General features: G+C 59.8%; 3 protein-coding genes and 3 pseudogenes. 2 read left to right on the forward strand and 4 right to left on the reverse strand.

The window, feature by feature from the left end; translation table 11 throughout:
* Window positions 1-235: 235 nt before the first annotated feature.
* Window positions 236-1,288 carry an IS110 family transposase gene (locus Q4G24_RS16320; protein ID WP_303367599.1) on the reverse strand — a complete coding sequence of 351 codons (1,053 nt, stop codon included), beginning with the start codon at window positions 1,286-1,288 and terminating at the stop codon, window positions 236-238.
* Window positions 1,289-1,419: 131 nt separating this feature from the next.
* Here Q4G24_RS16320 and Q4G24_RS16325 point away from each other — a divergent pair.
* Window positions 1,420-1,745: pseudogene (locus tag Q4G24_RS16325) on the forward strand (IS3 family transposase); the annotation flags it as partial.
* Between the two features lies 1 nt (window position 1,746).
* Here Q4G24_RS16325 and Q4G24_RS16330 read toward each other — a convergent pair.
* Window positions 1,747-2,539, reverse strand: a pseudogene (locus tag Q4G24_RS16330) (DDE-type integrase/transposase/recombinase); the annotation flags it as partial.
* Here Q4G24_RS16330 and Q4G24_RS16335 point away from each other — a divergent pair.
* Window positions 2,525-2,728 (forward strand): annotated as a pseudogene (locus tag Q4G24_RS16335) (transposase); the annotation flags it as partial. The pseudogenes Q4G24_RS16330 and Q4G24_RS16335 overlap by 15 nt on opposite strands.
* A 327-nt stretch (window positions 2,729-3,055) precedes the next feature.
* Here the strand turns inward: Q4G24_RS16335 and Q4G24_RS16340 are convergent.
* Together Q4G24_RS16340 and Q4G24_RS16345 are read right to left on the reverse strand one after the other, a co-directional pair.
* On the reverse strand, window positions 3,056-3,715 hold the full coding sequence (locus Q4G24_RS16340; protein ID WP_303367600.1) for a hypothetical protein: 660 nt from the start codon (window positions 3,713-3,715) through the stop codon (window positions 3,056-3,058).
* A gap of 50 nt (window positions 3,716-3,765) precedes the next feature.
* The gene (locus Q4G24_RS16345; protein WP_303367601.1) at window positions 3,766-4,188 is read right to left on the reverse strand and encodes a nuclear transport factor 2 family protein; all 423 of its coding nucleotides are present in this window, start codon (window positions 4,186-4,188) and stop codon (window positions 3,766-3,768) included.
* Window positions 4,189-4,272 lie beyond the last annotated feature (84 nt).

Below are 4,272 nucleotides of genomic sequence, written 5' to 3' on the forward strand. Positions count from 1 at the left end.
AATATCAACCCCAAGGACTCTTGTTATGAACGAGGGACGAACGGGGGGCAGGTCAAAATGTATCCGGCCTCTGATCAGTCAGCCGCTTTTGGCGACAAGGCCTTGATGAGATCCGCACCTCAGGTTCCAGATTAATGGCACGGGATCGCATCCCGCTTTTTTGCGCGTGCCTTACCCGTGGTCGATCAACCGTTTGGTCATCACGTCCCCTGCAATCGGTTTTGCGGTGAGGGGTTCAGGGGTTAGCGGTTCCCTTCGACGGCAAATAGACAGTTCCAGGTCTGGTCAGAATCGCCCAGACAATTCTGGTCAGTTTGTTGGCCAGTGCGACCACAGTTTTGTTCCGATGCGTTCGCGCCTCGAGATCCGAAAGCCAACGCCCGATGGCATGATTGGCGCGGTTCAGATGCAGAAGACACAATCTGGCACCATGGATGATCAGGCAGCGAACATATCGATTGCCCCGCTTACTGATGCCCAGAAGGGTCTGTTTACCCCCGGTCGAATGCTCTGCGGGCACAAGGCCCAGCCACGCGGCAAGGTCCCGCGCTTTGCGGAATTGGCGTCCGTCCCCTGCAGCTGCGACAAGAGCAGTTGCGCCAAGTGCGCCGATACCTGGGATCGTGACAAGCCGGCCTACGGCCTCGTGCTGGCTGGCATAGGCTTCGACCTTGCCATTCACGGCTTTTATCCGGCCCTCGACATAGGCGAGGTCATCTAGCAGCTCTTCGAGCAACGTCCGCATGGTCGGGGTGAGATCATTGTCTACATGCGCCAGATGCCGCGGGATATCGGCATGAAAGCCACCCGCGCCAACCCGCATAGCCAGGCCATATTCGATGCAAAAGGCGCGCGCCTGGTTCATCAGCGCGGTTCTTTGTCCGACAAGCCGGTCGCGAATCCGATGCAATGCCTGCAAGTCAATCTGATCGGGCGTTCGAACTTCGACAAAGCGCATGGTCGATCGGGTCACCGCTTCCGCGATCGCCGCGGCATCTACGGTATCGGCCTTGTTCGACTTCACATAGGGCTTCACAAAGCGGGCGGGGATGATGCGCGCATTATGTCCCATCGCAGCCAGTCGCCGCGCCAGCCATTGCGATCCCGGACAGGCCTCCATGCCTACCAGGGCTTTCGGTGCGGCGTCGAAGAAGGCCATCAAAGTGTCGCGCGAGAATTTGACGCACTGAATAATGCCTCCCGCCGCGTTCAAGGCAACGACCTGGAACACCTTCTTGCCGATCTCGATGCCGAAGGTCGTAGTCTCAGGGATAGGTTTGGTTCGCATCCTTTCTCTCCGTTTGCTGAGGGTTCCCCAAACGATACGCCGGGGCGCGGGGCGGGCCATCTCATTAGTGGTTATGAGGCGGATCAGAAAACAGTCCGGGGGACTGTTTTCGCGCCGATTGGCCCGTCGTGAAGCGCGAGGCTGTCGCGCATCTGAAGGCCCTGCTTGGGCTGTCGGAACGGCGGGCGTGCCGGATTGCCGGTGTGGATCGGAAGACGGTGCGCTACCGGTCACAGCGCGCACCCGATACGGCATTGGAGGTCGGCTTCGGGATCTGGCGAATGAACGGCACAGGTTCGGCTACCGGCGGCTGTTCGTGCTGCTGCGCAGCGAGGGCGAGCCATCGGGGATCAACCGCATCTACCGGCTCTATCGCGAGGAAGGGTTAACCGTCCGTAAACGCCGCGCGCGCCGCACGGCCATCGGCACCCGCGCACCGATCCTGATCGAGGCGCGCCCTACCTATTTGATCCCGGTATTTGATGGTGCGGGTTTAGCCTAAAGGTCGCGGGTTCATTTTGCCATGCCTTGCAGATGGCTTGGTAGGGAGTGAGCCCCTTGAGCGTTTTGAGCCTGCGGGCGAAGTTATAGGCGGCGACGAAGTTGCCGAGGTGCTGCCGAAGCTGTTCGTGGCTATCGTAATGGTAGCGTTTGACCGTGGCTTCCCTGATCGTCCGGTTCATTCGCTCGACCTGACCGTTTGTCGGGAAAACAGTCCCCCGGACTGCTTTCTGATCCGCCTCACTCCACGGGTGCTTCACCTTGGTCAGGCGGTGTTCGATGCCATTCTCGTCGCAGACGCGATCGAAGATGTGGTGGAAGGCGTATTTGTGGTGGGCGTGATTGGTGAACTGGATGCCGTTATCCGTCAGCACGGTATGGATGGTGTAGGGCACGGCTGCGACCAGGTTACGCAGGAACTGAGCCGCGATCATCTTGCCACCTTCCTGGTGCAGTTCGACGAACGCGAACTTGCTGGTGTGGTCGATCGCCACGAACAGGCGTAGTTTACCTTCGGCGGTCTGCACCTCTGCGATGTCGATATGGAAGTAGCCGATGGGATACGTCTTGAACTTGCGCTTCGGCTCCTTTTCACCGGTTACCTCGGGCAAGCGGCTGATCCCGTGCCGTTGCAGACACCGGTGCAGCGACGACCGGCTCAGGTGCGGGATCGTCGCCTGCAACGCATAGAGAGCAGCCATCCAGCGCTAGCAACGTGTGACGGCGGAAGGCGACGATAACGCCTTCATCGGAGCGTTCAACGGACGGTTCCGGACCGAATGCCTGAACCAGCACTGGTTCCTGACCCTTGCGGATGTCGCCGAAAAGCTGGAGGCTTTGCGTAGATACTACAACGCGGAACGGCCACACGGCGCGATCGGCAACAAGGTTCCGATCATGCTAACGAAATCAGGGGGCGTCACCAGCCCGCCGTCGTGACCAAACCCGAAAACTCCACGTTCGGGCGGTCCAGAGTTGGTAGGCAGTGCAATAACCACCGGGCTCCGGTCACGGCGGAATGAATGTTCAGGGGCAGGTCAGCCAGTCCATTTTCTCCTTCATCGACGGGTGAGACATCCCATCCGCAATCGCTTCGACGATCTGCGCTGCACTTTCCTGACGGCACAGCCGTTCCACTGTCGACGTCAAGCCCGAAAACTCGACCTTCCGGCGATCCAAAACTGGTAGGCAGAGCATGGCCTGGCGTGCCCTCTCCGACGGCTTGAAGGGCGAGTGGTGATCAGGTCAGGTTAATGCTGGATAACTTCACCCTGCTTGAACAATCTCATTTATCTGCCGCGTGTTCAGCACGCTGGCACCCGTCCCCTCGCGGCCGAGGATTAACATGGCGCGGGCCAGAGCCGCGGATGTCGTTGCCGCCCCCGGCGCAAGCCGCAGGATCGGACCAAGCACCGGGCCGATGATTGCATACATCACCCGATAGATCGGCGTGCGCGAGGTCACGCCATCCACCGGCTGGATGAAACTGGGCCGCAGCATGAAGGTGCCGCGAAAGGGCATGGCCATCAGCGCATTTTCCGTCTCGCCCTTGACCTTGCGCCACAGGGTGCCGCTGTTCGCATCCGTCCCCGCGCCCGAGATATACAGAAACCGCGCATCCGGGTTCGCCGCCAGCAGCGCCGTTGCCGCGGCCAGCGTGTAATCATGGGTGATAACCCGGTAAGCATCCGGCGTGACACTGCTGGAGATCACCCCAAGGCAGAACAGACAGGCATCCACGTCATGCAGGTCAAGATCGTCGTAGTTCAGGAAATCATCGCGGGCGATTTCGGTCAGTTTGGGGTCTGTCACGCCGGTCGGCTTGCGCACCAGCGACAGGATTTGCGTGACCTGCGGGTCGGCGATGGCCTCTTTCAAGACGGCCTGCCCGATCATGCCACTTGCACCGAAAAGAAGGATTTTCATGCTGTTTTCCTATGCTGGTCGGGGCGCGACACATGCCGCGCCCCATTGTCTTAGCCCTGCGCCGTCATCGCCCGCCATGCCGCAAGCGAGTCGGTATAATCGCGCCAGCGGGCGATCTTGCGGTCCTTGATCTCGATAATGGAACAAAAGCGGTTTTCATATTCCGCGCCGGTCGCCAGAATCGTGCCGTGGATGTCATATTCGATCACCACGACGCGACCGTTATCGGCGCGGGTGACGATCAGCCCGTCGGCGCTGTTGTGCCGGAAGGCGCTGACATAGCCTTGAAAGACCTTCATCAATTCCTGACGGCCCCGGATGATCCGGGGCCAGTCCATGTCATAGCGGACCTCATAGGAAATATCCTCGGCTACCGCGTCAAAGAAATGGTCGCCATCGACCAGATCACCAAGCGCCTGCCGCACCAGCGTGAAATAGGGTTCGGCATTGGCAAAGGCGGTATAGTCGTTCATGGCGCTGTTCCCTTTCGCTTATACAGGCCGGCCATGCGCGGCCAGAGAAACCTCTTGCCAGTCTTCCCATGTTTTCAGGCGCTG

Source organism: Paracoccus sp. (in: a-proteobacteria) (genome assembly GCF_030538695.1).
Lineage (GTDB): Bacteria > Pseudomonadota > Alphaproteobacteria > Rhodobacterales > Rhodobacteraceae > Paracoccus.